The 24960-nt window shown below is 60.9% G+C and carries 25 protein-coding genes; 13 read left to right on the top strand and 12 right to left on the bottom strand.

Annotation, left to right across the window (positions count from 1 at the left end; genetic code table 11):
* The first annotated feature begins 126 nt into the window (after positions 1–126).
* From pnp to yedF, 6 genes are all read left to right on the top strand, one after another.
* Entirely contained in the window at positions 127–2244 is a 2118-nt protein-coding gene (pnp, locus tag ACJ8HB_RS11960) for a polyribonucleotide nucleotidyltransferase (RefSeq protein ID WP_033636825.1), read from the top strand.
* Between the two features lie 128 nt (positions 2245–2372).
* The gene (gene nlpI / locus ACJ8HB_RS11955) at positions 2373–3257 is read left to right on the top strand and encodes a lipoprotein NlpI (RefSeq protein ID WP_033636826.1); all 885 of its coding nucleotides are present in this window, start codon (positions 2373–2375) and stop codon (positions 3255–3257) included.
* 116 nt (positions 3258–3373) lie between these two features.
* Complete coding sequence (yrbN, locus tag ACJ8HB_RS11950) at positions 3374–3454, top strand: protein YrbN (RefSeq protein WP_099032700.1); 81 nt, start codon at positions 3374–3376, stop codon at positions 3452–3454.
* Positions 3444–5366 carry a DEAD/DEAH family ATP-dependent RNA helicase gene (locus ACJ8HB_RS11945; protein ID WP_004933492.1) on the top strand — a complete coding sequence of 641 codons (1923 nt, stop codon included), beginning with the start codon at positions 3444–3446 and terminating at the stop codon, positions 5364–5366. Before yrbN ends, ACJ8HB_RS11945 begins: the two co-directional genes overlap by 11 nt.
* Positions 5367–5512: 146 nt before the next feature.
* Positions 5513–6727, top strand: a complete 1215-nt coding sequence (gene yedE / locus ACJ8HB_RS11940; protein ID WP_016929320.1) for a selenium metabolism membrane protein YedE/FdhT — start codon at positions 5513–5515, stop codon at positions 6725–6727.
* Positions 6724–6963: a sulfurtransferase-like selenium metabolism protein YedF gene (gene yedF / locus ACJ8HB_RS11935; RefSeq protein WP_004933486.1), complete on the top strand. Its 240-nt coding sequence runs from the start codon at positions 6724–6726 to the stop codon at positions 6961–6963. The genes yedE and yedF overlap by 4 nt, the downstream gene beginning before the upstream one ends.
* A gap of 38 nt (positions 6964–7001) precedes the next feature.
* Here yedF and ACJ8HB_RS11930 read toward each other — a convergent pair whose 3' ends face one another.
* Positions 7002–8015 (bottom strand): luciferase-like monooxygenase, encoded by a 1014-nt coding sequence (locus ACJ8HB_RS11930; protein ID WP_049288409.1) that lies wholly within the window; start codon positions 8013–8015, stop codon positions 7002–7004.
* A gap of 230 nt (positions 8016–8245) precedes the next feature.
* Here ACJ8HB_RS11930 and ACJ8HB_RS11925 point away from each other — a divergent pair, with 230 nt between their 5' ends.
* From ACJ8HB_RS11925 to ACJ8HB_RS11915, 3 genes are read left to right on the top strand one after another with little or no spacing between them, the layout of a single operon-like run.
* Positions 8246–9217: an HlyD family secretion protein gene (locus ACJ8HB_RS11925; protein WP_047569616.1), complete on the top strand. Its 972-nt coding sequence runs from the start codon at positions 8246–8248 to the stop codon at positions 9215–9217.
* The gene (locus ACJ8HB_RS11920; protein ID WP_033636832.1) at positions 9199–10353 is read left to right on the top strand and encodes an ABC transporter permease; all 1155 of its coding nucleotides are present in this window, start codon (positions 9199–9201) and stop codon (positions 10351–10353) included. The genes ACJ8HB_RS11925 and ACJ8HB_RS11920 overlap by 19 nt, the downstream gene beginning before the upstream one ends.
* On the top strand, positions 10350–11489 hold the full coding sequence (locus ACJ8HB_RS11915) for an ABC transporter permease (protein ID WP_047569614.1): 1140 nt from the start codon (positions 10350–10352) through the stop codon (positions 11487–11489). Before ACJ8HB_RS11920 ends, ACJ8HB_RS11915 begins: the two co-directional genes overlap by 4 nt.
* A gap of 691 nt (positions 11490–12180) precedes the next feature.
* Here the strand turns inward: ACJ8HB_RS11915 and ACJ8HB_RS11910 are convergent.
* Together ACJ8HB_RS11910 and ubiU are read right to left on the bottom strand one after the other, a co-directional pair.
* On the bottom strand, positions 12181–13059 hold the full coding sequence (locus ACJ8HB_RS11910; RefSeq protein WP_033636834.1) for a U32 family peptidase: 879 nt from the start codon (positions 13057–13059) through the stop codon (positions 12181–12183).
* A gap of 11 nt (positions 13060–13070) precedes the next feature.
* Positions 13071–14066, bottom strand: a complete 996-nt coding sequence (gene ubiU, locus ACJ8HB_RS11905) for a ubiquinone anaerobic biosynthesis protein UbiU (RefSeq protein WP_047569612.1) — start codon at positions 14064–14066, stop codon at positions 13071–13073.
* 258 nt (positions 14067–14324) lie between these two features.
* Here ubiU and ubiT point away from each other — a divergent pair, with 258 nt between their 5' ends.
* A complete protein-coding gene (gene ubiT, locus ACJ8HB_RS11900) occupies positions 14325–14846 on the top strand; it encodes a ubiquinone anaerobic biosynthesis accessory factor UbiT (protein WP_039567957.1) in 522 nt (173 codons plus the stop codon).
* Positions 14840–15343 carry a GNAT family N-acetyltransferase gene (locus tag ACJ8HB_RS11895; protein ID WP_047569609.1) on the top strand — a complete coding sequence of 168 codons (504 nt, stop codon included), beginning with the start codon at positions 14840–14842 and terminating at the stop codon, positions 15341–15343. Before ubiT ends, ACJ8HB_RS11895 begins: the two co-directional genes overlap by 7 nt.
* Here the strand turns inward: ACJ8HB_RS11895 and ACJ8HB_RS11890 are convergent.
* The 4 genes from ACJ8HB_RS11890 to speFL all read right to left on the bottom strand — a co-directional run bounded on the left by ACJ8HB_RS11890 (position 15330) and on the right by speFL (position 19650).
* Entirely contained in the window at positions 15330–15635 is a 306-nt protein-coding gene (locus tag ACJ8HB_RS11890; protein ID WP_141240913.1) for a GIY-YIG nuclease family protein, read from the bottom strand. The two genes, ACJ8HB_RS11895 and ACJ8HB_RS11890, sit on opposite strands and share 14 nt — an antisense overlap.
* A gap of 94 nt (positions 15636–15729) precedes the next feature.
* Positions 15730–17046 carry a putrescine-ornithine antiporter gene (gene potE, locus ACJ8HB_RS11885; RefSeq protein WP_047571695.1) on the bottom strand — a complete coding sequence of 439 codons (1317 nt, stop codon included), beginning with the start codon at positions 17044–17046 and terminating at the stop codon, positions 15730–15732.
* Between the two features lie 62 nt (positions 17047–17108).
* Complete coding sequence (gene speF / locus ACJ8HB_RS11880) at positions 17109–19271, bottom strand: ornithine decarboxylase SpeF (protein WP_033648654.1); 2163 nt, start codon at positions 19269–19271, stop codon at positions 17109–17111.
* A gap of 274 nt (positions 19272–19545) precedes the next feature.
* A complete protein-coding gene (gene speFL / locus ACJ8HB_RS11875) occupies positions 19546–19650 on the bottom strand; it encodes a leader peptide SpeFL (RefSeq protein WP_004933443.1) in 105 nt (34 codons plus the stop codon).
* Positions 19651–20083: 433 nt separating this feature from the next.
* Between speFL and ACJ8HB_RS11870 the strand changes: the two genes are divergently transcribed.
* Both ACJ8HB_RS11870 and ACJ8HB_RS11865 read left to right on the top strand, forming a co-directional pair.
* The gene (locus tag ACJ8HB_RS11870; protein ID WP_033652767.1) at positions 20084–20524 is read left to right on the top strand and encodes a YhbP family protein; all 441 of its coding nucleotides are present in this window, start codon (positions 20084–20086) and stop codon (positions 20522–20524) included.
* Positions 20525–20554: 30 nt separating this feature from the next.
* Positions 20555–21187 carry an NAD(P)H-binding protein gene (locus ACJ8HB_RS11865; protein WP_047569605.1) on the top strand — a complete coding sequence of 211 codons (633 nt, stop codon included), beginning with the start codon at positions 20555–20557 and terminating at the stop codon, positions 21185–21187.
* On the opposite strand, the gene phnP is transcribed toward ACJ8HB_RS11865, so the two are convergent.
* The 5 genes from phnP to phnL are packed head-to-tail and all read right to left on the bottom strand — an operon-like array spanning position 21144 to position 24947.
* Positions 21144–21926 (bottom strand): phosphonate metabolism protein PhnP, encoded by a 783-nt coding sequence (gene phnP, locus ACJ8HB_RS11860; protein ID WP_047569604.1) that lies wholly within the window; start codon positions 21924–21926, stop codon positions 21144–21146. The two genes, ACJ8HB_RS11865 and phnP, sit on opposite strands and share 44 nt — an antisense overlap.
* Before the next feature lie 12 nt (positions 21927–21938).
* Positions 21939–22541, bottom strand: coding sequence for a DapH/DapD/GlmU-related protein (locus ACJ8HB_RS11855; protein ID WP_047569602.1), 603 nt, complete (start codon positions 22539–22541; stop codon positions 21939–21941).
* Positions 22538–23107, bottom strand: coding sequence for a ribose 1,5-bisphosphokinase (phnN, locus tag ACJ8HB_RS11850; RefSeq protein ID WP_094859884.1), 570 nt, complete (start codon positions 23105–23107; stop codon positions 22538–22540). The genes ACJ8HB_RS11855 and phnN overlap by 4 nt, the downstream gene beginning before the upstream one ends.
* Complete coding sequence (gene phnM, locus ACJ8HB_RS11845; protein WP_004933428.1) at positions 23107–24243, bottom strand: alpha-D-ribose 1-methylphosphonate 5-triphosphate diphosphatase; 1137 nt, start codon at positions 24241–24243, stop codon at positions 23107–23109. Before phnM ends, phnN begins: the two co-directional genes overlap by 1 nt.
* The gene (gene phnL / locus ACJ8HB_RS11840; protein ID WP_047569598.1) at positions 24243–24947 is read right to left on the bottom strand and encodes a phosphonate C-P lyase system protein PhnL; all 705 of its coding nucleotides are present in this window, start codon (positions 24945–24947) and stop codon (positions 24243–24245) included. Before phnL ends, phnM begins: the two co-directional genes overlap by 1 nt.
* Positions 24948–24960: the final 13 nt, after the last annotated feature.

Below are 24960 nucleotides of genomic sequence, written 5' to 3'. Positions count from 1 at the left end.
GAGGCTTTATCTCCCGCCTGAGATAAGGATTGTCATTAGTCGCGAGGATGTAGTGAGAAGGCAAATCGAGTCACAGGCGTGTCGAGTCGTCAATGCGATTGCGCGCCGCTAATCAAGGATATAATTTTGCTGACACCGATCATTCGCAAATTCCAGTATGGCCAGCATACCGTCACCATCGAAACCGGTATGATGGCGCGTCAGGCCACCGCCGCCGTTATGGTGAGCATGGATGACACCGCCGTATTCGTTACCGTCGTTGGCCAGAAAAAAGCCAAGCCGGGCCAGAGCTTCTTCCCGCTGACCGTTAACTACCAAGAGCGTACCTACGCCGCCGGCCGCATCCCGGGTAGCTTCTTCCGTCGCGAAGGCCGTCCGAGCGAAGGCGAGACCCTGACTTCCCGTCTGATCGACCGTCCGATCCGTCCACTGTTCCCGGACAACTTCCTGAACGAAGTTCAGGTGATCGCGACCGTGGTTTCCGTTAACCCGCAGGTGAACCCGGACATCGTTGCGATGATCGGTGCTTCCGCAGCCCTGAGCCTGTCCGGTATTCCGTTCAACGGCCCAATCGGCGCCGCGCGCGTGGGTTACATCAACGATCAGTACGTGCTGAACCCGACGACCGATGAGCTGAAAGAAAGCCGTCTGGATCTGGTGGTTGCCGGTACCGCCGGCGCAGTGCTGATGGTGGAATCCGAAGCGGACGTGCTGAGCGAAGATCAGATGCTGGGCGCCGTGGTGTTCGGCCACGACCAGCAGCAAGTGGTTATCGAAAACATCAACGCGCTGGTTGCCGAAGCCGGCAAACCGAAGTGGGATTGGCAGGCGCCTGCGGTCAACGAAGCGCTGCAAGCGCGCGTGGCTGAACTGGCCGAAGCTCGCCTGGGCGACGCTTACCACATCACTGAAAAACAAGAGCGTTACGCTCAGGTTGACGCGATCAAAGACAGCGTTGTTGAAACCCTGCTGGCGCAGGACGAAACGCTGGACGCCGGCGAAATCCAGGACATCCTGGGCAACCTGGAGAAAAACGTGGTGCGCAGCCGCGTACTGCGTGGCGAGCCGCGTATCGACGGCCGTGAAAAAGACATGATCCGTGGCCTGGACGTGCGCACCGGCGTACTGCCGCGCACCCACGGTTCCGCGCTGTTCACCCGTGGCGAAACTCAGGCGCTGGTTACCGCGACCCTGGGCACCGCGCGCGACGCACAGAACCTGGACGAGCTGATGGGCGAGAAGACCGACAGCTTCCTGTTCCACTACAACTTCCCTCCGTACTCCGTGGGCGAAACCGGCATGGTCGGTTCTCCTAAGCGTCGTGAAATCGGTCACGGTCGCCTGGCGAAACGCGGCGTATTGGCTATGATGCCTAAACCGGAAGATTTCCCGTACACCGTTCGCGTGGTGTCTGAAATCACCGAATCCAACGGTTCTTCTTCCATGGCTTCCGTGTGCGGCGCGTCTCTGGCGCTGATGGACGCCGGTGTGCCAATCAAGGCTGCCGTTGCGGGTATCGCGATGGGTCTGGTGAAAGAAGCCGATAACTTTGTGGTTCTGTCCGACATTCTGGGTGACGAAGATCACCTGGGCGACATGGACTTCAAAGTGGCCGGTAGCCGCGACGGTATCACCGCGCTGCAGATGGACATCAAAATCGAAGGCATCACCCGCGAAATCATGCAGGTGGCTCTGAACCAGGCCAAGGGCGCGCGTCTGCACATCCTGGGCGTGATGGAACAGGCTATCAGCACCCCGCGCGGCGATATCTCCGAATTCGCACCGCGTATTCATACTATCCGCATCAACCCGGATAAAATCAAAGACGTGATCGGTAAGGGCGGTTCCGTTATCCGCGCGCTGACCGAAGAGACTGGCACTACCATCGAAATCGAAGATGATGGTACAGTTAAAATCGCTGCGACCGACGGGGAGAAGGCGAAATTCGCTATCCGTCGTATCGAAGAGATCACGGCAGAGATCGAAGTGGGCCGTATCTACCAGGGTAAAGTGACCCGTATCGTTGATTTCGGCGCATTCGTCGCTATCGGCGGTGGTAAAGAAGGTCTGGTACACATTTCTCAGATCGCCGACAAGCGCGTCGAGAAAGTGACCGACTATCTGCAGATGGGTCAGGAAGTGCCGGTTAAGGTACTGGAAGTTGACCGTCAGGGCCGCGTGCGTCTGAGCATCAAAGAAGCGATGGCGCCGGAAGCGGGTTCACCTGCGCCTGAAGCAGAATAACTGTATAGATAGTTTTACAGCTCCCCGCCACGGGGTTGGGAGCTGTTCGTATCGCGCGGGTAGGATGCCCGCGTTTTAGCAAACGGAGGACAGGACGTTCATCCAATGTTTGTCTTCGGGAGTGGGAAATGAAGCCTTTCTTGCGCTGGTGTTACGTTGCGACAGCACTCATGCTGGCAGGATGCAGCAACCATGATTGGCGTAAAGACGAAGTTTTGGCAATCCCGTTGCAGCCAACGTTGCAGCAGGAAGTGATCCTGGCGCGCATGGAACAAATTCTTGCCAGCCGGGCACTGACGGATGACGAACGCGCACAGCTTTTATATGAGCGCGGTGTGCTGTATGATAGCCTCGGGTTACGTGCATTAGCGCGCAATGATTTCTCGCAGGCGCTGGCGATACGTCCCGACATGCCGGAAGTTTTCAACTACCTGGGCATTTACTTAACGCAGGCAGGCAATTTTGATGCTGCCTATGAAGCGTTTGATTCTGTACTAGAGCTTGATCCAACTTACAATTACGCGCGTTTAAACCGGGGCATCGCACTGTATTATGGCGGCCGCTTCCCGTTGGCGCAGGATGATCTGCAGGCGTTTTATCAAGACGACCCAAACGATCCCTTCCGTTCGTTATGGCTGTATCTGGTGGAGCGAGAAATCGATCCCAAGAAGGCCGAGGTAGCGCTTCAGCAGCGCTATGACAAAGCGGACAGAGGGCAATGGGGATGGAATATTGTCGAATTCTACCTGGGCAAGATCAGCGAAAAAACGCTGATGGAACGCCTCAAGGCAGATGCAACGGATAACACTTCGCTCGCTGAGCATCTCAGTGAAACTGACTTCTATTTGGGTAAACACTACCTGAGTCTGGGGGACAAGGACACCGCTTCGGCGCTGTTCAAACTGACGGTGGCTAACAACGTTCACAACTTCGTTGAGCACCGCTATGCATTGTTGGAATTGGCGCTTTTGGGCCAAGAGCAAGACGACCTATCGGAATCGGACCAGCAATAGCTGACGAACACCTATCAGCCTGATGAACATTGGTTTTTAACCAAAGTTATCGCCTTCACGGGCGAGGGCTTTTTTGTTCGTTTTATAATCTAATTTGAGCCGGTTCACACTTTTCAATGAAAATGACTGAAAATTTTCTCGACGAGTTATGTAGACTGGCTGCCATTATTAATGAGGCACGTGTACATGACGACTGAGTTTGAAACCTCTTTTGCTGATCTGGGGCTGTCTGCTCCAATCATTTCCGCCCTGAACGATCTGGGCTATGAAAAACCATCTCCGATCCAGGCTGAGTGTATTCCTCACCTGTTGAACGGCCGCGACGTGCTGGGCATGGCACAGACCGGTAGTGGTAAAACTGCAGCGTTCTCGCTGCCGCTGCTGCACAACCTGCAGGCAGACCTGAAAGCACCTCAGATCCTGGTGCTGGCACCGACCCGCGAACTGGCGGTTCAGGTTGCCGAAGCGATGACCGATTTCTCCAAACACATGAACGGCGTCAACGTGGTAGCCCTGTACGGCGGCCAGCGTTACGACGTGCAGCTGCGCGCTCTGCGCCAGGGCCCGCAAATCGTTGTGGGTACCCCAGGCCGCCTGCTGGACCACCTGAAGCGCGGTACCCTGAACCTCTCCAACCTGAGCGGTCTGGTGCTGGATGAAGCCGACGAAATGCTGCGCATGGGCTTTATCGAAGACGTAGAAACCATCATGGCTGAGATCCCGGCTGAACATCAGACCGCGCTGTTCTCCGCCACCATGCCGGAAGCGATCCGTCGCATCACCCGCCGCTTTATGAAAGAGCCGCAGGAAGTGCGCATCCAGTCCAGCGTGACCACCCGTCCGGACATCAGCCAGAGCTACTGGTCGGTGTACGGCATGCGTAAAAACGAAGCGCTGGTGCGTTTCCTGGAAGCCGAAGACTTTGACGCGGCGATCATCTTCGTGCGCACCAAGAACGCGACCCTGGAAGTGGCCGAAGCGCTGGAGCGCAGCGGTTACAGCAGCGCCGCGCTGAACGGCGACATGAACCAGGCGCTGCGTGAGCAGACCCTGGAGCGCCTGAAAGACGGTCGTCTGGATATCCTGATCGCGACCGACGTTGCGGCCCGCGGCCTGGACGTTGAGCGCATCAGCCTGGTTGTCAACTACGACATCCCGATGGACTCCGAGTCTTACGTTCACCGTATCGGCCGTACCGGTCGTGCGGGCCGCGCCGGCCGCGCGCTGCTGTTCGTGGAAAACCGCGAACGCCGCCTGCTGCGCAACATTGAACGCACCATGAAGCTGACCATCCCGGAAGTGGAACTGCCGAACGCAGAACTGCTGGGCGAGCGTCGTCTGGCCAAGTTCGCGGCGAAAGTTCAGCAGCAGCTGGAAAGCAGCGATCTGGATCTGTACCGCGCACTGCTGACCAAACTGCAGCCGGAAGAAGAGCTGGATATGGAAACCCTGGCCGCAGCGCTGCTGAAAATGGCACAGGGCGAACGTCCGCTGATCCTGCCGCCGGATCCGGTCTTCAAGCCGCGTCAGCGCCGCGAATTCAACGACCGTGACGATCGTCGCGGTGACCGTGGCGATCGCCGCGACAGCCGTGACGGCGATCGTCCGCGTCGCGAACGTCGTGACGTTGGCGAAATGCAGCTGTACCGCATCGAAGTGGGCCGTGACGATGGCGTAGAAGTGCGTCACATCGTTGGCGCTATCGCTAACGAAGGCGACATCAGCAGCCGTTACATCGGTAACATCAAGCTGTTCGCGTCCCACTCCACCATCGAGCTGCCAAAAGGCATGCCGGGCGAGATCCTGAATCACTTCACTCGCACCCGCATCCTGAACAAGCCGATGAACATGCAGCTGCTGGGCGATGCACAGCCGTTCGAACGCCGCGAGCGTCGTGACGGTGGCAACGGCGGCGAGCGTCGCGGCAACGGGCGTCCGTTCAACGGCGAACGTCGCGAAGGCGGCCCACGTCGTTCCTTCGGTGAACGTCGTGAAGGCGGCAACGGCGGCGAGCGTCGTGGCGGTAACTACAACCGTGACGGCAAACCGGCCCCACGCCGTGATGATGGCGCACCTGCTGCACCACGTCGTCGTTTCGGCGACGCGTAATCGCTGATTCATCGCTCGCGGTGAAATGCTCTGAAAAACCAGCCTGCGGGCTGGTTTTTTTATGCCTGAAAGTTGCCGTCAAACGTCCCCGAATGGCGTATCATTCATAAGGTTTTTTCTTACGGATGATATGCACGGGAGATGCCATGAGTTGGCAGCAGTTCAAATCTCAATACCTGGTGCGCTTTTGGGCGCCGCTGCCGGCGGTGATCGCCGCCGGGATCCTTTCTACCTACTACTTTGGCATGACCGGCACCTTCTGGGCGGTGACCGGCGAGTTCACCCGCTGGGGCGGCCATGTGCTGCAGTGGTTCGGCCTGCACCCCGAGCAGTGGGGCTATTTCAAGGTTATCGGCCTGCAGGGCACGCCGCTGGAGCGCATCGACGGGCGCATGATCATCGGCATGTTCGCCGGCTGCATCGCCGCCGCGCTGTGGGCCAACAACATCAAGCTGCGCCAGCCGCAGCACCGCATTCGCATCGTGCAGGCGCTGCTGGGCGGCATTATCGCCGGCTTCGGCGCGCGCCTGGCGATGGGTTGCAACCTGGCGGCATTCTTCACCGGCATTCCGCAGTTTTCGCTGCACGCCTGGTTCTTCGCGCTGGCGACCGCCGCAGGTTCGTACTTCGGCGCCAAATTCACGCTGCTGCCGATGTTCCGCATTCCGGTCAAATTGCAAAAGGTGAAGGCCGCCGCGCCGCTGACGCAGAAGCCTGAGCAGGCGCGCCGCCGCTTCCGGCTGGGCATGGCGGTCTTCGGCCTGGCGGTGGCCTGGTCGCTGTGGACGCTGTTCGATGCGCCGAAGCTCGGCATCGCCATGTTGTTCGGCATCGGCTTCGGTCTGCTGATCGAACGCGCGCAGATCTGCTTCACCTCGGCGTTCCGCGATCTGTGGATCACCGGCCGCACCCACATGGCGAAAGCCATCATCATCGGCATGGCGGTGAGCGCCATCGGCATCTTCAGCTACGTGCAGCTCGGCGTGGCGCCGAAAATCATGTGGGCCGGCCCGAATGCGGTGCTGGGCGGCTTGCTGTTCGGCTTCGGCATCGTGCTGGCCGGCGGTTGCGAGACCGGCTGGATGTACCGCGCGGTGGAAGGGCAGGTGCACTACTGGTGGGTGGGGCTGGGCAACATCATCGGCGCCACGCTGCTGGCCTATTACTGGGACGATCTGGCGCCGGCGCTGGCGACCGACTACGACAAGATCAACCTGCTCGACACCTTCGGCCCGATCGGCGGCCTGCTGGTGACCTACCTGCTGCTGGCGCTGGCCTTCGCCGCCATGCTGTGGTGGGAGAAACGCTTTTTCCGCGCCCGGCCTGAGGCGCAGGTGGTGAATTTGAGGAGCATGCCATGAAAGAGACGACGATAGTGCCGGACTACCGGCTGGACATGCTGGGCGAGCCTTGCCCGTACCCGGCGGTGGCGACGCTGGAGGCGATGCCGCAGCTGAAGCCGGGGGAAATCCTGGAGGTGATCAGCGATTGCCCGCAGTCGATCAACAACATTCCGCTCGACGCGCGCAACCACGGCTACAAGGTGCTGGATATCCAGCAGGACGGGCCGACCATCCGCTATCTGATCCAGCGTTAACGCCGAGGCGGTGGGGTTCCCCACCGCCTTTTCGCGTTTTATCCCTTCACGACGTCGCCTTTCACTCCGGCAACAATCTCGAACGAACGCAGCCGCGCCTGGTGATCGAAGATCTGGCCGTTGACCATGATCTCGTCGGCATCGGTTTCACGCAGCAGCGTTTGCAGCCCGTGGCGCACGGTTTTTTCATCGCCGACGATCGACATCCGCAGCGCCTGCTCGACGCCGTATTGCTCACCGGCGGTCCACAGCGCGTGGATGTTATCCACCGGCGGCGGCAGCGGGCCGGGCGACCCGCGGCGCAGGTTGATGAATTGTTGCTGCATCGAGCTGAACAGGAAGCGCGCATCGCTATCGCTGTCGGCGGCGATCACGTTGACGCACACCATGGCGTGCGGTTGCGCCAGCTGTTTGGACGGTTTGAAGTTTTCGCGGTACAGCTGCAGCGCCTGGAACAGCATATCCGGGGCGAAGTGCGAGGCGAAGGCGAACGGCAGGCCAAGCTGCGCCGCCAACTGCGCGCTGTAGAGGCTGGAGCCGAGCAGCCAGAGCGGCACGTGCAGCCCCTGGCCCGGCACCGCCTGCACCGGCTGGCCGGGCTGCGCGTCGCAGAAGTAGTTTTGCAGCTCCTGCACGTCGCGCGGGAAGGTATCCACATCGCCGGACAGGTGGCGGCGCAGCGCCATCATGGTGCGCTGATCGGTGCCGGGCGCGCGGCCCAGCCCCAGATCGATGCGGCCGGGGTAGAGCGACTCCAGCGTGCCGAACTGCTCGGCGATCACCAGCGGCGCATGGTTCGGCAGCATCACGCCGCCGGAGCCGAGGCGAATGCTCTGGGTGCCGGCGGCCAGATAGCCCAGCAGCACCGAGGTGGCGGCGCTGCCGATGCCGGTCATGTTGTGGTGCTCGGCCAGCCAGTAGCGCCGGTAGCCCCAGCGTTCGGCGTGCTGCGCCAGATCCAGCGAACAGTGGAAAGCGTCGCGCGCTTTGGCCCCTTGCGGGATTGGCGATAAATCCAGTACCGACAGCGGTACCGCAGTGTTTTCAGTCATGACATCGTCCATCAGAGAGTGGATCGCTTAAAGGGCGATTGCAGGAGTCTGCATACCAAAAAGCCGAAAATGATGCTTTTTAGTGTTAAAAGCATAATCCAATTTATAGTTATAAAAGAGGAGATATGTGCTTGTGATATCCTCATGAGAGCAATGGTGTTTTTTGGAGCAATTTGAGATATGGAAATGATGATCCCCGCCCGCCGCTTACCGTTCCGGGAGCCAATATAATGAAAAAAAAGACGCTGTTTACCCTGTTGCTGATGATGGTGGCGATCGCATTGGCGATCCTGTTCCGCGCGCACAATCAGGATCTGTTACTGCAGGGTGAAGTGGACGCTCCCGAAGTGATCGTCGCTTCCAAGGCGAAAGGCCGGGTGGTTGAACGCCTGATCGAACGCGGCGACGACGTGAAAAGCGGCCAGCTGATTATCCAGCTCGACAGCCCCGAACTGATGGCGCAACTGCGTTCCGCGCAGGCCACGCGCGACGAGGCCAAGGCGCAGCTCGATCAGTCGCTGCACGGCACCCGTGAAGAGAGCATCCGCAACCTGCGCGCCAATCTGGCGCAGGCCGAAGCGCAGTACCGCAATGCGCAAAACGACTACAACCGCAACCTGAGCGTGGCCGGCAAGGGCTATATCTCGAAGTCCGAGCTGGACGCTTCGCGCCGGGCGCGCGACACCGCCTTCCAGCAGGTGCAGGCGGCCAAGGCCAACCTGGACGAAGGCATCAACGGCGACCGCGTCGAGCTGCGGCAACAATACGCGGCGGCGCTGCGGGCGGCGGAAGAGAACCTGCTGCAGATCCAGGCGCAGAGCGACGATCTGCAGGTGAAAGCGCCGGTGGACGGCGAAGTGGGGCCGATCCCGGCCGAAGTGGGCGAGCTGCTGAACGCCGGTAGCCCGCTGGTGACGCTGATCCGGGTGCCGGACGCCTACTTCGTGTTTAACCTGCGCGAAGACATCCTGGCCCACGTGCGCAAAGGCGACAAGGTCAAGCTGCGGGTGCCGGCGCTGAAGGACAAAATGATCGACACCGAAGTGCGCTACATCGCGCCGCTGGGGGATTACGCCACCAAACGCGCCACCCGCGCCACCGGCGACTTCGACCTGAAAACCTTCGAAGTGCGCCTGTATCCGTCACAGCCGGTGGACGGCCTGCGTCCGGGGATGAGCACCTTATGGCAATGGAAAGAGTAAGGGCCGGCTGGCGCTGCTTCAGTCACGCGTTCGACAAAGAGTGTCGCGTCGCCTTTCGCAGCCCGGTGGTGCACTGGCTGAGCTGGATCTTTCCGCTGATCCTGTTTGGGCTGATCAGCAGCAACTTCTCCGAAGGCACGCTGCTCGATCTGCCGGTCTCGGTGGTGGACAGCGATCACAGCCCGCTGTCCAAATCGCTGACCCGGCGGCTGGACGCCGGGTCGCACGCCCACGTCGAGGCCTACGGCGGCGGGCTGCCGGAGTCGCTGAGCCGCCTGCGCAGCGCGCAGGATTACGCGTTGCTTTACATCCCGCCGGACTTTGAGGCCAACGCGCTGTCGGGCAAACAGCCTAGCGTGGTGATGTACTACAACGCGCTGTTCTACGGCGCCGGGCTGTACTCCACCCAGGACTTTGGCGGCCTGATGAACGAAATCAACGCCAGCACCCGCAGCATCATCGCCACCGAGATGGGCAAGTCGCTGCCGCCGCTGGCGGATGTGACGCTCTCTTACGGCAGCCTGTTCAACGCCAGCGGCAGCTATATCTATTACCAGCAGTTCGCCGCCACCATTCACCTGCTGCAGCTGTTCGCGGTGACCTGCATGATCTACGTGCTGGCGCGCAGCAAGTCGCTGCTGCAGGCCAAGCCGTTCAGCCTGGCGCTGCTCGGCAAGCTGGCGCCTTACACGCTGTGTTTCACCACCCTGCTGATGGTGGAGATCGCGGCGCTGGTGGGCATCTTTGACGCCCGCGTCAGCGGCAATCCGCTGTTTATGCTGATGATCGGCCTGTTTTACGTGATGGCAGCGCAGAGCATCGGCCTGCTGCTGTACACCTTTACCGGCAGCACCATCACCGCCTACAGCCTGATCGGTATTTTGGTCAGTATCGCGATGACCTTCTCCGGCATGGCGGTGCCTGAGCTGTCGATGCCGCTGCCGGCGCGCATCATTTCCAACATCGAGCCGCTGACCCACGCGCTGTACGCGATGTTCGACGTGTTCCTGCGGCAGGTGCACGCCAGCGCCATTTTCAGCGTGTGTGCGCTGCTGGCGGTCTACCCGCTGGTGGCCGCGCTGCTGGTGCGCAATCGCCTGCCGGCGCGGCTGGCAAAAGAGGGGAACGCCGGATGAAGCTCTATTGGCAAACCTTCGTTAAGGTGCTGCTCGGCATGCTGGAGCGGCCGGTGTGGCTGATGCTGATCCTGTCGCTGTGCATTATGAGCATGGTGTACGCCAACCGCACGGTGTGGGATCTGCCGGTGGGGGTGGTCGATCAGGATCACAGCACCGCCAGCCGCCAGCTGATCCGCCAGCTGGACGCCACCTCCAAGATCGCGATTGAAACCTACGACAGCCTGGAGCAGGCGCAGCGCGATCTCGGCTGGCGCAAGCTGTTTGCGGTGATCATCATGCCGGTGGATCTGGAGAAGAAGATCCTCAGCGGGCAGAACATCGTGGTGCCGGTGTACGGCGACGCCACCAACCGCCTGGCCAACGGCCAGATCCAACAGGACGTGGTGGCGGCCTACCAGCAGCTGCTGACGGAGTACAACAACGGGCTGCTGCTGCGCAGCGGCTTCAGCGAACGGCAGGCGCAGATACTGCTGACGCCGATACTGGGGCAAACGCTGGACGTGTTTAACCCCGGCATCAGCTTCGCGGCGATCATCTTCCCCGGCCTGCTGGTGATGCTGTTGCAGCACTCGCTGCTGATCGCCTGTATCCGCGTCAACATCGCCATGAAGAGCATGCCCGGCGGCAAGGCGCCGCTGGCGGCGCACCTCGGCGGGCTGACGGCGCTGCTGCCGATCTGGCTGTTCCTGTCGATCGTGCTGTTCGTGCTGTGGCCGTGGGTATTGGGCTATCGGCAGACGGCGAACATCGCCGAACTGCTGCTGCTGACCTTCCCGTTCCTGCTGGCGGTATTGGGGCTGGGCAAGCTGGTGACCGAGTGCCTGCGCAGCGTCGAGATGATCTACCTGACGCTGGCGTTCATCACCACGCCGATCTTCTACCTGTCCGGCACCATCTGGCCGCTGCAGTCGATGCCGGCCTGGGTGCGCGCCATCTCCTACAGCATTCCCTCCACCTGGGGTACCAAGGCGATCGCCGGCGTCAACCAGATGGGGTTGTCGCTGAACGAAGTGTGGGGCGACGTGATGATGATGCTGGTGCTCGGCGTGGTCTACACCCTGCTGGGCTTCGGCGTCGGCTTCTTGCGCAACAGCGTGGCGCTGCGCGGGATGTTCAGGAAACGGCGGGCGTAGGGAACCAATAAAGGCGCCATATTCGGCGCCTTTATTATTTCGTATTATCGATATGTTTAAGGTTGTTTATTTAGCGGGATTTCTATTGTTATTTTGATTTAATTTCTTATATTGACTTTGGTAATTGTCATTGTCGACCTGTTTAGGGAAATAATGGTTGGCGTTAGTTTTATCTATAACGTGTTATTTAAAGGATAATATAAATATGTCAACAATAAGAGAGCTTACTTCTGATGAGATGAAACTGATTGGCGGTTGCCGGTGGCTTGATGGGGGCGGTCTCTTGCGCCGATAACAGCCCCGCGGGGAATAATAAGAATAACGGTGGTGCCTTGGGTGGCAATAAAAACGCCAATAGCGCTTATGGGCAGTGTCGATGGTGATGAGAACATCGCTTTTACCGTTTCAACAATAGAGGGTGGGTTATGGCCAATAGACGTATTTTAGACCCGCTTTGTAATATGATGGCGCTAACGTTGAGCATGTTACTTGTCTCGTTCTCCTCGCTAAGTATTATTTCATACGGAGAACATTTGGTAGATGCGGTCATCGCGGTTTTTACTTATTTTGGTATCAGAAGCTGCTGCCAGATGTGTGTAAGTTTATTCCATTGGTTCCACGGCGGAAATAACCGTATTCATCTTGATAAATAAACAATGCCGGCGGCAGTGCGCCGCCGGCGCTTACCTCGCTAAGACACCAACTCCAATCCCGCCACGCGGCGCCAGTAGCCGTTGCAGTCGGCGTGATCGGTCAAGGCCAAGGGCTTTTCGCCGCGTTCGTTGGCGCGGAAGGCATCGATTTGCGCCAGCGTCTCTGCGCCCTGCGGCGACAGCCGCACGATGTCCACCAGCCCCTGCATGCTCGGCAGCTCGTTGCCGAGGTTGTAGCAGTAGCCGCTCATGGTCTGGATGCCGTTGAGCACGAACACCTGTTGTTGCTCCTGCGAACGCATCATGCGGCCCTGCGGATACTTGATGCAGCAGGTTTCGCACTCGTCCTTGCCGCGGTTCTCCGAGCGAGCGGTGAAGCAGCGCGCCGAATAGGCCAGCGGCAGGTGGCCGTAGCTCAGCACCTCCACCTCGAAATCATGGCGGAAGCCCAGCTCGTCGCACTGCGTCAGCAGGTTGGCCAGCCAGTCGCGCGACAGCTCGACCGGCATGCACCAGCGCATCATGCCCTGGCGGCGCAGCAGGCGCAGGGTATAGGCGTTGTAGCAGTTCAGCGCGTGGCCGGCGACGAACGGCAAGCCGCGCTCCGCCGCCATGTTCACCGCGCCCAGATCGTTGGCTTCAAACAGGAACTCGCCGTTCTCCACATAGCGTTTCAGCTCATTCAGCTCGGACGGCGCCTGCAGCAGCGCCAGCGTGGAGATCACCACCTGCTTGCCGCTGCGGGCGATTTCGCGCGCCAGCGCCAGCCAATCGCCGACCTTCATCTCGCGCCGCTTGGTGCAGACGCTCTCGCCGAGGTAAATGATGTCGGCGCTGCTCTCCGTCGCCTGCTGATAGAACGCCGCGATGTCGTTTTTCGGCCAGTAGTAGAGTACCGGCCCCAGTGCGTATTTCATGTTTCCTCCGGCTACTGCCATTTGCGGTGATAGGCGCCCAGCGTGGTTTGGGTACCCTCGGACATCGCGCCCAGCGTCTCCATCCAGGCGGCGTCGGCGCGGTAGGCGGCCGGATCGGCCTGGCATCGGTCGATCGCCTGGCGCCAGACGCGCGCCACCTGGCTGACGTAAGCCGGGCTGCGCTGGCGGCCTTCGATCTTCACCGAGGCGATGTTGGCGGCCAGCAGCTCCGGCAGCAGCTCCAGCGTATTGAGGCTGGTGGGCTCTTCCAGCGCGTGGTAGCGCACGTCGTCCACCAGATAGCGGCCCTTGCACAGCGTCGGGTAGCCGGCGTTTTCATGGTCCTGGTAGCGGTCGATCAGCACGTCGTTCAGGCGCGACTCCATGCCCTGCGGGGTTTGCTGCCAGCGCACGAACCGCGCCGGCGAACAGGCGCCGACGGTGTTCGGCGATTCGCCGGTCAGGTAGGAAGAGAGATAGCAGCGCCCCTCGGCCATGATGCACAGGCTGCCGAAGGCGAACACTTCCAGCGGCACCGGGCTGGTGCGGGCCAGCTGTTTCACCTGATGCATCGACAGTACGCGCGGCAGCACCACCCGGCCTACCTCGAAGTTACGCTGGTAGAAACGGATCGCCTCCTCGTTGGTGGCGGAGGCCTGCACCGAAACGTGGCGCTCCAGCTGCGGGTAGCGCTGGGCGGCGTATTCCAGCATCGCCAGATCTGCCAGAATCAGCGCGTCGGCGCCCAGCTGGGCCGACATATCCACCGCGCGCTGCCAGCGGGCGTAGCCGTCGGGATGGGCGAAGGTGTTGATGGCGATATGCAGCTTGCGGCCGTGGCGATGCACGTAATCGACCGCTTCCTGCAGCTTTTTCTCGGTGAAGTTGAGGCCGGCGAAGTGGCGCGCGTTGGTATCGTCTTTCAGGCCGATGTAAACGGCGTCGGCGCCGTTATCCACCGCGGCCTTCAGGGCCGGCAGGTTGCCGGCGGGACAAAGCAGCTCCATAGATTTATCCTGGCTTAGCCGTGCGCCCGGCCGGGCGCACGCTGTCTTTAAAGGTTGCCGACGGCGGTGTTCCGCCGGCAAATGCGAATCGGGGAGGCCATTTTAGGCAAAGGGGCGTACACAGGTTTTGATTTGGGGCAGCTTATGGCGTATTGATAAACATGGCGGTGAAATGCACTATTTGTTGATATAGACCGCTGAAGCCGCGCGCCAGTGTGGCAAAATAGCGGTAGTCCGTATTGAAAGGAGTGGATGACCGTGTTGGAACAACTACGAGCACGCCTTGTGCGCCAGGGGCCGTCGCTGCTGCGCATCCCGCTGAAATTCACGCCGTTCGCCCTGCAGCGCCAGCTGCTGCAACAGGTGCTGAGCTGGCAGTTCCGCCAGGCGTTGGCGGATGGCGATCTGGAATTTCTCGAATCGCGCTGGCTGAAGATCGAAGTTCGCGATCTGGCGCTACAATGGTTTATGACGGTAGAAAACGACAAACTGGTGGTCAGCCAGCACGCCGAAGCGGACGTCAGTTTCAGCGGCGACGCCAACGATCTGATCCTGATCGCGGCGCGCAAGCAAGATCCGGATACGCTGTTCTTTCAGCGTCGGCTGCAGATTGAAGGGGATACCGAATTGGGCCTGTATGTGAAAAATTTGATGGACGCCATCGAGCTGGAAAGCATGCCCGCGCCGCTGCGCATGGGGCTGTTGCAGTTGGCTGATTTTGTCGAAGCAGGGTTGCAGGAGGGCACGGCGTCGGCTTCCCGTGTGGCGGTATCATGCTGATCCGCGTAGAGATCCCGGTAGACGCGGCGGGCATAGACGCCTTGCTGCGCCGCGCCTTTGGCCGCGACGACGAAGCCGATCTGGTGCAGCAGCTGCGCGAAGATGGCCTGCTGACGCTGGGCGTGGTCGCCACTGACGACGAAGGCGGGGTGGTGGGTTACGCCGCGTTCAGCCCGGTAGACGTGGCCGGCGAAGATCGCCAATGGGTGGCGCTGGCGCCGCTGGCGGTAGATGAAAGCCTGCGCCGTCAGGGGCTGGCTGAAAAGCTGGTGTACGAAGGCTTGGATTCGCTGAACGAATTCAGCTACGCCGCGGTGGTGGTGCTGGGCGATCCGGCCTACTACGGCCGCTTCGGTTTTAAACCGGCCGCCGCCTATGGCCTGAACTGCCGCTGGCTGGACACGGAAAGCGCGTTCCAGGTGTATCCGCTGGCGGAAGACGCCCTGAACGGCGTCAGCGGCGAAGTGGCTTTTTCGGCGCCGTTTAATCGCTTTTAACGACCGGCAATAGATACGCCAACGACAGCGGCGGGTGATTCACCAGCCGCTCTTTTTGTATTTTGCTCAGCTGTTTGACGCGGTATTCCAGCTTCAGCGCCGTTGAGCGATCCCCCACCTGGCAGTGAAATGCCAGCGTCAGTTCCCCTTTTCCGCGCAGCGCCTTGGCGCCTTTGCCGGCTTGATGCTGCGCCAGGCGGCGCGCCACGTCGGTGGTGATGCCGGTATACAGCATGCCGCTCGGTAAACGCAGCATGTAGAGGTGCCAGAGAGTGGGGAAAGTGTCGGTCATCGTACGCCGTTTCGGTGGCCAGGGTCGGCGTATGATGGCATGTTCGCCATCACAATCCCATCCCCGGCCGCCGCTGCCTTACCGCTTTACCCCTTTACCCCTTTTTTCCCGCCAGCTCGAAGCGCGGCGAGACGATGCCGTACAGCGTCCAGCCGAGGAAGGTGGCGATGGCGCCCCACATCATCGCTTCCTCACCGGAACTGTAGAGCGCATAGAAGCTGTACAGCGCGCCGATGCCGGCGATGATATTGGCGATGCGCGCCTTGTTGTCCGGCACCTTCGCCACTTTCTGAATAATGACCAGCGCCGCCATCGACAGGATGTAAGGGATGATGTTGGTCACCACCGCCAGGTTCACCAGCACGTTGAACTGCTTGTTCAGCGACGGGCTGATGGTCATCAGCGACAGGCCGCTCTGGATGACGACGATGGTCAGCATGCCTTTAACCGGCGCGTCGGCCTTGCTCAGCTTAGAGAAGATTTTCGGGAAGAAGCCGCTGTCGGCGGAGGATTTGAACACCTGAGCGATGGTGAACTGCCAGCCGAGCAGCGAGCCGACGCAGGACATGACCATCAACGCCATGATGATCTTGCCGACCGTTGGGTTGAACATGTGGGAGAACGCCAGCCCGAACGGGGCGGTGGAGTTGGCCAGATCCATGTTCGGCACGATGCCGGCGATCACGTTGGTCGAAATGATATAGATCACCGCCGCGCTGAGGGTGCCGCCCAGTACGGCGATCGGCACGTTGCGCTCCGGATTTTCCACCACGTCGGTGTTGGCGCAGGCGGATTCCAGCCCCAGAAACGCCCACAGGGTCATCGAGATCGAGGCGCCGATGGCTTCGAAGGTCGGCACCTGATGCGGGTTCCAGGCGGCGACGTAGGCGCTGCCGCTGAACCAGTACCAGCCGATGACCGAGATGCCCACCACCGGAATGATCACGCCCCAGACGGTGATGCCGCTGATTTTGCCGGTGATGCGCGCACCGCCGAAGTTGGCGACGGTCGCCAGCCACAGCACGCCGATGGTGGCGATACAGATCCCGAGCGGGCTGAGCGTAGCGCCAAACAGCTCGGTGCCGTAGCCGACGGCGGAAATGGCGATGGCGATGTTGGCGATCAGCAGCGAAACGCCGTAGGTGTAGTTCGCCATAAAGTTGCCTGATTTGCCGAAGGCGTATTCGGCGTAGCCGCCCATGCCGCCGGATTTACGGCTGAACATGCCGCATTTGGCGAAGGCGTAGGCCAGCGCCATCGAGCCGACGGCGGTCACCAGCCAGGAAACGATCGAAATCGTGCCCACTTCGGCCAGCTTGGTCGGCAGCATAATTATGCCGGAACCCATCATATTCACGGCGGTCAGGATCGTTAATTGCACGACCCCCATTTTATTATTGGACTTACTCATGATCATTTTCTCTTTTAGGATGCGATCCGGGCGGCGAGAATCATCGCCGCCCCGTAAGGTGATTAATTTTTCATGACGTAGCCGTAAGCGCGGTTCCAGCCGTCCTCATCCTGTTGGATATAAACGCCCTGCAATTCTGGCGCGAATCCCGGCAATAAGTTGATGCCTTCTTCCAGTGCCAGGAAATAACGCTGCGCGGCGCCACCCCAAATTTCACCGGGAACCACGCACAGCACGCCAGGAGGATAAGGCAGGGCGCCTTCGGCGGCGATGCGGCCCTCGGCTTTAGCCAGCGAGACCAATTCCACATTGCCGCGCACGAACTCGGTATTGGCGTCCTGCGGATTCATCACCACGCGCGGGAAATAACTTTTGCGGAACATCTCTTTTTGCAGTTCTTTAACGTCGTAGCTGACGTAAAGGTCGTGCATTTCCTGGCACAGCTGGCGGATGGTGTAGTTTTTGTAGCGCTGCTGGTGGTTTTTATAGACCGCAGGCAGCACCTCGCTGAGCAGGGAGTTTTGCTCGATGTGCTGCTCGAAGCGGGCGATCAGGGCCACCAGATGCTGCATCTTGGCGATGTCTTCCGCCGGCGTCAGCAGGAACAGGATCGAGTTGAGATCGCATTTTTCCGGCACGATGCCGTTTTCACGCAGGTAGTTGGCCAGAATGGTCGCCGGGATGCCGAACTCGCTGTAGCTGCCGGTGGCGGTATCGATGCCCGGCGTGGTGAGCAGCAGTTTGCACGGATCGACGAAGTACTGCGATTCGGCATAGCCCTCAAAGGCGTGCCATTTCTCGCCGGGCACGAAGTTGAAGAAGCGCAGATCGTTGGCCATCGCCGCGGTGTCATAGGCCTGCCACGGCTTGCCGTCGATCTGATCCGGCACGAACGGTTTGATCATCGTACAGGTGTCCAGCAGCATTTTGCGCGCTTCGATCCCCACGCGCACGCACTCCTGCCACAGACGCTGGCCGCTCTTGCCCTCGTGCATCTTGGCGTTGACGTCCAGCGCGGCAAACAGCGGATAGAACGGGCTGGTGGAGGCGTGCAGCATGAAGGCGTTGTTGAAGCGCTTGTGGTTGCAGTAGCGGCTCTGTCCCTTGATGTGCTTATCTTTTTTATGGATCTGCGAGGTTTGCGAGAAGCCGGCCTGCTGTTTATGCACCGACTGGGTGACGATGATGCCGGGATCGTTCTCGTTCAGCTCCAGCAGCAGCGGCGAGCAGTCTTTCATCATCGGAATGAACTGCTCATAGCCCACCCAGGCGGAGTCGAACAGGATGTAGTCGCACAGGTGGCCAATCTTGTCGACCACCTGGCGGGCGTTGTAGATGGTGCCGTCGTAGGTGCCGAGCTGGATGATCGCCAGGCGGAACGGGCGGGCTTCATTGGCGCGTTCCGGCGCCACTTCGCGGATCTGTTGGCGCAGGTAGCGTTCGTCAAAGCAGTGCGCGTCGATGCCGCCGATAAAGCCGAACGGGTTGCGGGCGGTTTCCAGATAGACCGGCGTGGCGCCGGCCTGGATCAACGCGCCGTGGTGGTTGGATTTATGGTTGTTGCGGTCGAACAGCACCAGGTCGCCGCGCGTCAGCAGGGCGTTGGTCGCCACCTTGTTCGAGGCCGAGGTGCCGTTGAGCACGAAGTAGGTCTTGTCGGCGTTGAACACCTTGGCGGCGTGCTGCTGCGCAGCGCAAGGCGCGCCTTCGTGGATCAACAGGTCGCCCAGTTTGACGTCGGCATTGCACATGTCGGAGCGGAAAAGCGTTTCGCCGTAGAAGTCGAAGAACTGGCGGCCCGCCGGATGTTTACGGAAGAACTCGCCGCCCTGGTGGCCGGGGCAGGCGAAGGTGGCGTTGCCCATTTCCACGTACTGCGTCAGCGTGTTGAAGAACGGCGGCAGCAGCTCGCTCTCATATTTGGCGGCGGCGGCCTCCAGCTGTTTGCCGTAGAACTGGGTATTCTTGCCGCACAGCTCAAACACGCCATGTAGCGCCGGCAATACGGCGTTATCCAGCTCTTCTTCGCAGCAGACGGCGACGAACAGCGGAATGTTCAGGCCGTGCTCTTCAATGCGCGCCACCATGCCGTGCGTGACGTCGTCTACCGACAGCACGATGGCGGCGACGTCATTGAAATCGCTGTGATGCACATCGACGATGTCGCGTTCAGTTTCAAAGCAGCCGAGGGTTTGGGTGTTGGCGGCAATTTTTAATTTTTTCATTTTTCTCATTCTTCAGGCAAAGGCAGTCCGTCGGCAAATAATTCCATTTGCCGCGAACGCCTTCACGAAAATAAAGGTGTGCGAGAACCCAGTGATGCCGAAAGGCATTAACTGTGTTCGTTGTTTTATTTAGCTTGGATGCGCTTGGCCGAAATTAAGAATGAATTGCGTGTCCTTCCCGGTTAGCGAGAAAGCGATATTATCACCGGCGTGCGGAGAATAAATAAAAACGCAATGACACTCTTATCAACGGCGTAAGAGCGAGGGGAGAGGGTTATCTGTAGTTGAAGAATGCGAAGCTAAAGCAGCTGCGATGAGCCATCATCATAATATGGGTTGTGCGCCTGATATGCGCCATTTTGCGGTTATTGTTTTCCATTTTCTAATCCACCTTGCTGAGTGAAAAGATGGCGCTATTTTAACGCAAGGTGGGCTAAAAATCGTGATGAAAGTCACATAAATGTCGGTGTTTATAAATAACTATTCATCGGTTATGCAGTGAATTGCATAAACCGCCCTCAGGCAGGCAAATGAGCATGTAAATAAATTGCTAATCGACTCCGGGCGGGTGCGCTAAATTTGCGTGTCGTCAGGATGGGAATAAAAGAACCGGTCGAATAACCGGTTGCATAACGATCAAATAAATCCGTCTTGTATTTTTTATGTTATAAATCCGCTTCGGGCTTAAATTAATAAAAATGCATTTATTGTGTTTTTATATTCACTTTTAGTTTTTGATGATTATCGTTATTTGTGACTCGCCTCAACAACGCAGGGTAAGATGAAGTGAGTGAACAGGGAGGCGAGTAACCTTGAATACCCCAGAACAACGGCAGCAGATTGCGGATTTCATCGGCAAACAACACGTCTTGACGCTATGCGCCGGCGACGGCCTCGACATGTGGTGCGCCAACTGTTTTTACGTGTTCGACGCCGCGGCGATGGCGCTGTGGCTGATGACCGAACCGCACACCCGCCACGGCGGGCTGATGCTGAACAACGGCCGGGTGGTCGGCACCATCGCGCCGAAGCCGAAAAGCATCGCGCTGATCCGCGGCGTGCAGTATCGCGCCGAGGCGGTGCTGCTGAGCGGCGAAGAGGCCGACGCGGCGCGCGCGCGTTACTGCAAGCGCTTCCCGATCGCCAGGGCGATGAAGGCCTCGGTTTGGCGGCTGGATCTGCACGAGGTGAAGATGACCGACAACACCCTCGGCTTCGGCAAGAAGCTGCATTGGGCGCGGTCTATACTTTAAGTCGACGTATTGATTACAACGGGAGATTGCATGGCGCGAGCACTGTTAGTCGGCGCAACCGGGCTGGTGGGGCGCGAGTTGCTGCAGCTGTTGCAAAGCGATCCGCAGATAACGGCCATCGTGGCGCCGACGCGCACGCCGCTGCCGCCGCACGGCAAGCTGACCAATCCGGTCGGCGATGCGCTGTTCGAGCTGCTGAGCGGCCTGCAGCAGCCGGTCGATCTGGTGTTCTGCTGCCTGGGCACCACCCGCCGGGCGGCGGGCAGCGCCGATGCCTTCCGCTACGTCGATTATCAACTGGTGGTGGAGAGCGCGCTGACCGGCCGCCGCTTGGGGGCGCAGCACTGCTTGGTGGTGAGCGCGCTGGGCGCCAACGCGGATTCCACCTTCCTGTATAACCGCACCAAAGGCGAGATGGAGCAGGCGCTGCGCGAACAGCACTGGCCGCGCCTGACGCTGGTGCGGCCTTCCATGCTGGTGGGGGATCGCCCCGCGCCGCGCCTGATGGAGCGCCTTACGCTGCCGCTGTTCAGGCTGCTGCCCGGCAAATGGCGCGCCGTCTCCGCCAAAGACGTGGCGCAAACGCTGCTGCAGCAGGCGTTCACGCCGGGCGAAGGGGTCAGGGTGCTGGAGTCGGATCGGCTGCACTGCTACCGAGGCTGACGCTGAGGTGGTCGAACGCCAGCTCCAGCCCGGCGGGCAGTTCGTTGTCCAGCAGCCACAGATCGAGATGATGGCTGATGTGCGTCAGCAGCGTGCGTTTGGGCTGCAGCAACCGCTGCGTCTCCTGCGCGCGGGTCAGGTCGTTGTGGTTGCGCGGCGCCTGCGGCTGCGGCGGCAGGCTGCAATCGAGCACCAGCAGATCCAGCGCCACGTTCTGCAGATAGTCGGCGGTGGCCGGCGGCAGGCCGACGGTGTCGGTCAGGTAGGCCAGCGCAGCGCCCGCCGCCTGGATCAGATAACCGTGGGTCAGTTTGGAGTGTTGCAGCGGCAGCGGGGTGATGCGCATGCCGCCCAGTTCGACGGTGGCGAAGGGCGCCAGCGGCGGCTGAAACGCCAGAATGCCCGGGTGTTTGAACAGGTCGTCGCAGCCTTGTGCATCCGGCGGGCCATACACCGGAATGGAATTTCCGCACCCCCAACGCAAAGGAAATAACCCCTGAACGTGATCCATGTGGTAATGTGTCAGTAAAAAACGTTGAATTTGCCCCGCCGAAAATCGCCGCTCCAAAGCCGGCAATCCCGCATCCAATAAGGTCGTTTCCCCCTGATAGTTAAGCATGGCGCTGCACGCTCGCCGCCGAAATGCCGGCTCTCGCCGCGCCCGTTGGCAGATCAGGCAGTCGCAGCCGAACACCGGCACCTGCTGCGCGCCGCCGGTGCCGAGAAAGGTCAGTTGCATCGCTCCCCTCCGTTAAAGGTACTTCTGCGCAAAGCGGTTGATGTCGCGAAAATCCGCCAGCCGCGCCTGCAGCGTGGCGTGATCCCAGTGCCACCACTGGCTGCGTTCGATGCGTTCTATCAGCGCGTCGTCAAAGCGCATGCCGATCTTCTTGGCCGCCACGCCGGCGACGATGCTGTAAGGCTCCACGTCCTTGGTGACCACCGCCGCGCTGCCGATCACCGCGCCGTTGCCGACGCTGACGCCCGGCATCAGGATGGCGTTATGGCCGATCCACACGTCGTGGCCGACGGTGACGTGGTGCTCGCGCCGCCAGTCGAAGAACGCCGCGTCGTCTTCCCCCAGCCCGTATTCGGAGGCGCGGTAGGTAAAGTGGTGCTGCGCGATGCGCTGGTAGGTCGGGTGGTTGCCGGGATTAATGCGCGCATAGGAGGCGATGGAGACGAACTTGCCGATAGTGGCGTAAAAGATCTGGTTGTGCCCGGCGGTGTAGGAGTAGTTCCCCATCTCCACTTCTTCCAGGATCGCATCGTCGGCCAGATGCACATATTGGCCGAGCCGGGTGCGGTTAAGGGTCACGTTGTCGCCGATTTTCGGCTGGGCAAAGTCGTTCATGACGTCGCGTCCTGAGCTTGTCGGGTGGCGGTAGGCAGCAGCGCCAGCAGCGCCGCCAGGGTGTCGTCGAGTGGGCCATCGTTGTGCAGAACCCGGCAGCCGGCGGGCAGACTCTGCTGATATTCCGCCGCCCGCGCCAGCCGCTGCTCGATCTGTTCGGCGCTTTCTCGCCCGCGATCCTGCAGGCGCCGGCGCAGGATCCCGGCGCTGACCTGGAGGCACACCGGCAGCAGCTGCGCACCATAGCGCTGCTGCGCCTGCGGCAGGTGGGCGCGCGAACCGTTGACCGCCACGTCGATCCCCTGCAGCAGCCAAAGATCCACCTCGATCCCGAACGCGTAGCGCTGCTGGTGGGCCTGCCAGTCGAGCGCGAACAGCCCCTTGGCGCGGCGGCGCAGAAATTCCGGTTCGCTCAGCGCGATATGATTCTCGCAGCCGGCGTCCGCCGGCCGGGTGATGTAACGGTGCGCCACCAACGGCGCACTGTCGGCGTCGGCCCGCAGCGCGGCCAGCAGGCTGTCCTTGCCTGCGCCGGAAGGCCCCATCAGGTAGATGAGCCGCGCCATCAGAACACCTGCCTGCCCTGGCGCCACACGTTCTGCACATAAACGTGCTCGCCGTGCGGCCGCGCCAGCACCAGATCCGCCCGCAATCCTTCGGCGATGGTGCCGCGATCCTGCAGATCCAGCGCCCGCGCCGGGTTGCGGGTGATCATGCGCACCGCCTGGGGCAGGTCGTAGGCGTTGCGTTCGTCCGCCGCGAGGCGAAACGCCGCGTCCAGCAGGCTGGCCGGGTAATAATCGGAAGAGAGAATATCCAACACCCCCAGCGCCGCCAGATGGTGTGCCGCCACGTTGCCGGAGTGGGAGCCGCCGCGCACGATGTTCGGCGCGCCCATCAGCACCTGCAGGCCCTGTTGGTGCGAGGCGCGGGCGGCCGCCTCGGTGGTGGGGAACTCGGCGATGGCGCTGCCCAGCGCGCAGGATTCGGCCACGTGCGCGGCGGTGGCGTCGTCATGGCTGGCCAGCGAGATGCGGCGCGCGCGGCAGTGGGCGGCGATCGCCTCGCGGTTCGGCGCGGCCCAGCGGGCGGACAGGGCGACCTGCTGCTCCTCGTACTCGCTCATCTGCTGGTCGTTGAGGTGGTATTTGCCCTGATAATATTCGCGGTACTTTTCGCGCGAGGCGAACTGGCGCTGGCCCGGCGAGTGGTCCATCAGCGACACCAGCGACACGCCCGGCTTGTCCATCAGCTGTTCGAACAGCGGCAGCGTGCTCTCGTGCGGCAGCTCGCAGCGCAGGTGCAGCCGGTGCTCGGCGCGGTTCACCCCGGCGCGCTGGCTGTGGATCACCGCGTCGATCATCTTCTGCAGGTTTTCCAGCCGGTGGCCGCCGTCGCGCACGTCGCCGATCGCTACCGCGTCCAGCACGGTGGTGATGCCGTTGGCCACCATCAGCGCGTCGTGGCTGCTCATCGCCGAATGGGCCGGCCAGTCGACGTTCGGGCGCGGGGTGAAGAACTTGTCCAGGTTGTCGGTATGCAGCTCGATCAGCCCCGGCAGCAGCCAGCCGCCGTCGCCGTCCAGCGCCTGCGGCAGCCGGCTCGGGCCGTCGGCGAAGCTGCGGATCACGCCGTCCTGCATCTCCAGCGAGCCTTGCACCACCTGGTCATCCAGCACCAGCTTAACGTTATTGACGATCATCAGAGGGCCTCCAGCGCCTGCGGCGCCTGCATGTCATAAAGCCGGTCGGCGACCTGTTGGCGGACGCCTTCATCGTGAAAAATGCCGACGATCGCCGCGCCGCGCGCCTTGGCGCGTTCGATAAGCTGCACCACCGCCGCGCTGTTGCGGCTGTCGAGCGAGGCGGTCGGTTCGTCCAGCAGCAGAATGGGGTAATCGACGATAAAGCCGCGCGCGATGTTCACCCGCTGCTGTTCGCCGCCGGAGAAGGTGGACGGCGCCAGCGGCCACAGGCGCTGCGGCACGTTGAGCGCAGCGAGCAGCGCCTCAGCGCGGTCACGGCACTCGGCGCGCTCGACGCCCTGTTCCAGCAGCGGCTGCATCACCACCTCCAGCGCGCTGATGCGCGGGATCACCCGCAGGAACTGGCTGACCCAGCCCAGCGTATGGCGGCGCACCGCCAGAATTTGGCGCGCATCGGCGCTGACCATGTCCAGCCAGTCGCCCTGGTGGTTGATCCAGATATGGCCGCTGTCCGGCAGGTAGTTGGCGTACAGCGAGCGCAGCAGGGTGGATTTGCCGCTGCCGGAGTGGCCGTGCAGCACCACGCATTCGCCGCTGCCGACCGTCAGGTTGGCGTCGTGCAGCACCGGCAGGCGGGTGCCGTACTGCTGATGCAGCACGAAGGTTTTACTGAGATGTTCAACTCGGATTTGCATAGTCATCTGTTATCGCCTT

The sequence above is a fragment of the Serratia sp. CY27727 genome (assembly GCF_052169275.1).
Classification (GTDB): domain Bacteria; phylum Pseudomonadota; class Gammaproteobacteria; order Enterobacterales; family Enterobacteriaceae; genus Serratia; species Serratia sarumanii.
This window is presented reverse-complemented; position numbering and strand designations above follow the sequence as displayed.